This is a genomic window from Longibacter sp., from assembly GCF_051155795.1.
Taxonomy (GTDB): Bacteria; Bacteroidota; Rhodothermia; order Rhodothermales; family Salinibacteraceae; genus Longibacter.
Genome location: NZ_DAXETW010000029.1, coordinates 1 through 3049 on the forward strand (window position 1 = coordinate 1; position 3049 = coordinate 3049).

Consider the following 3049-nt stretch of genomic DNA (forward strand, 5'->3'; position numbering starts at 1 on the left):
CGAGTGCTTTTCCGCGATTCCATTCACCAGCGCCTGCCCTCAGAGCCGCACGACGCGTTACACAGCCGGGCAGGGAGGTTTACGGTCATGATGCTACAGAACTACACATACGTCGACCCCGTGGTGGATCCGCTTCTGATTCTGGCCGTGATGCTCGGCGTGGTTGTTCTCGCAGCCGTCGCCATGGCCGTAGCGTTTGCCCGTCCCGCCCGTACCGATGCGCCCGCACCGACAGCCGATGTGCAGCCCTTCGTGGCCCCGCACGTCGAGCGTTCGATTCGGTTGCCGTCGATGCCGCGCGAGGACAACGGCGACTGGGACGATGCCGTGGTCTACGATGCGATGCGATCTGCCGACCGGCGCTCCCGCGCCGAGCGACCGACGCCGAAGCGAGAACTCGAGCCGGCGTAAGCACCATCACATAGCTGGAGGATTGACCGCCCCGGGCCTGCTCGTCAGGCTCGGGGCGTTTTGGTATGGGTTCAGGGGTTCGGGTTCTGGGTTCCGAGTTCTGAGTTCTGGGGGATGCCTCGGGTACATGGGTAACGGATCTCCTCGACAATGCGGGTGACACTCAAAACCGCTTTTGCGCTCGTCCCTGACGCCTTGCGAGCGCCCTGCGGGGTACGTTCGTGAATGGACCAGACTGCAGGCTGTCGGGTGCCCGCGCTGTCCGATATGCTGAATCTCGTCCTAAACGGCAAATTGTGGACTTCTTGTCCGGACCATTCTCAGGCCGACGAAGGCGTGCAGTCGGCATCTCTGTCCGTTGCCGCGATCCTTGACCGACATGGAATAGTGTTACCTATCTTGCCGAGCCAAAGTGCAACCCATGTTGCCGGTTGCACAAGGTTGAGGATTCCGGTTTCTGGAGTTCCGGGTTCTGGATTTAGGTTAGGTATCATAACTTGCTGCGTCGAATGCTGTCAATAACCGGTGCACTTGCATTCGTGCAAATCTATACACGTTCGCACCCTGCGGGCCGCGGTGCGTTACGTTGTCCCATCTGAAGCAATCGCGACATTTTTTGAGAGGATGTGAAGGTTTGTTGGTGGAAGCGCTTCCTACCATGAGGATTGCATTGAAGAGAAGCACCGATATCGCCGGGAGCGGGTCGTCCTGTTCGGCGAGACTCGTGGGTGGCCCGGTCGGTCGGACGCGTCGACTCTACGCCGCGTCTGGCCCCGGAGCCTTTCACGCCCTGAATCGATCCTCATCAAAACTGCTATCCTCCCGTGATATACGATCGTCCTACATTTCAACAGACCTACGGCAACTACATCGGCGGTCAGTTCGTCGAGCCGCTGAGTGGCGAGTACTTCGACAATTCCTCTCCGATTGATGGAGAGAACTTCTGCCGTGTGGCTCGCTCCAGCGCTGACGACGTTGAGCGGGCGCTCGATGCGGCTCACGAAGCCAAAGACGGCTGGGGGAAAATGGCGGTGGCCGAGCGGTCCCGCATTCTTAACAAGATTGCCGACATCACCGAAGAAAATCTCGAATTCCTCGCGCGCTGCGACACGGTCGACAACGGCAAGCCGATTCGCGAGACGCTCGCGGCGGATATGCCACTGGTGGTGGATCACTTCCGGTATTTCGCCAGCGTGATCCGCGCGGAGGAGGGAAGCCTCGCGGAGCACGACGAGCATACGGTGGCGTACCACGTCCACGAGCCGCTGGGGGTGGTCGGCCAGATCATTCCGTGGAATTTCCCGCTGCTGATGGCGGCGTGGAAGATTGCTCCTGCGCTGGCGGCTGGGAACTGCACGGTCGTGAAGCCGGCCGAGCAGACGCCGGTGTCGATCATGGAGTGGATCAAGCTCATCGACGAAGCGGAGATTCTGCCCGACGGTGTGCTGAACATTGTCCAGGGCTTCGGACCGGAAGCCGGCAAGCCGCTCGCGCAGAGCGAGCGTGTCTCCAAAGTTGCATTCACCGGGGAAACGACGACCGGTCGCCTGGTCATGCAGTACGCGGCGGAAAACCTGACGCGCGTCACGATGGAGCTCGGCGGCAAGAGCCCCAACGTGTTCTTCGAGAACGTCATGGACGCAGACGACGAGTTCTTCGACAAGTGTCTCGAGGGGGCAGCGATGTTTGCGTTGAACCAGGGTGAGGTCTGCACCTGTCCGTCGCGCATCCTCGTGCAGGAGTCGATCGCCGAGGAGTTCACCGAGCGCGTCGTCGAGCGCGTCAAATCGATCCGCGTCGGTAATCCGCTGGACAGCGAGACGCAGGTCGGTGCGCAGGCGTCGAACGACCAGTACGAGAAGATCAAGAACTACTTTGAGGTCGGTCGTCAGGAGGGCGCCGAAGTGCTGGTCGGAGGCAAGGTGGCGAAGGCACAGGGCGTTGCCGTGGGCGCCGGCGGAGATGGCGAGCCCGTGAACAAGGGTTTTTATATCGAGCCCACGATCTTCCGCGGGCACAACCGGATGCGGGTCTTCCAGGAAGAGATTTTCGGCCCGGTTACGTCCTTGACAACGTTCAAGGATGAGGCGGACGCAATCGACATCTCGAACGAGACCCTCTACGGCCTCGGAGCCGGTGTCTGGACGCGGGATATGCACCAGGCATACCGCGTGCCTCGCGCCATCCAGGCGGGCCGTGTCTGGGTGAACTGCTACCACCTGTATCCGGCGCATGCGGCGTTCGGTGGATACAAGAAGAGCGGGTTTGGTCGAGAGAATCACAAGATGATGCTCGACCACTACCGCAACACCAAAAACATGCTCGTCAGCTACGACAAGAACGCGATGGGCTTCTTCTAGGATGAACTGTCGCCCGACGCTGCCCGGAGGCGCTTGCACACCCGCACGCTTCTCCGGGTCGACCGGGCCGTTTTGTTGCACGACGCCGGCCGGCCCTCGTCTGGGCTCGGTCGGCGTACGTGTTTGCGTGCTACGGCCGATGGCGATGCAGCCGTGAACCGGCCAACAGCGACGCCATGGCCGCCTGCCGAATACCGCCTATCGGTGCCGCCTTTGTGTGAGCGGCGGCGAGTGGATCGAACACTCGTCCCACGGTGCAACGGCGACGGTCCGATCGG

The 3049-nt window shown here is 61.3% G+C and carries 2 protein-coding genes; both read left to right on the forward strand.

Going from position 1 to position 3049, the window contains the following annotated elements; all coding sequences use genetic code 11:
- Positions 1-411: hypothetical protein (locus ACFCU0_RS04000; protein ID WP_434972374.1), on the forward strand; the 411-nt coding region annotated here is incomplete at its 5' end.
- An 824-nt stretch (positions 412-1235) separates the two neighbouring features.
- The gene (locus ACFCU0_RS04005) at positions 1236-2771 is read left to right on the forward strand and encodes an aldehyde dehydrogenase family protein (protein ID WP_434972375.1); all 1536 of its coding nucleotides are present in this window, start codon (positions 1236-1238) and stop codon (positions 2769-2771) included.
- Positions 2772-3049: the final 278 nt, after the last annotated feature.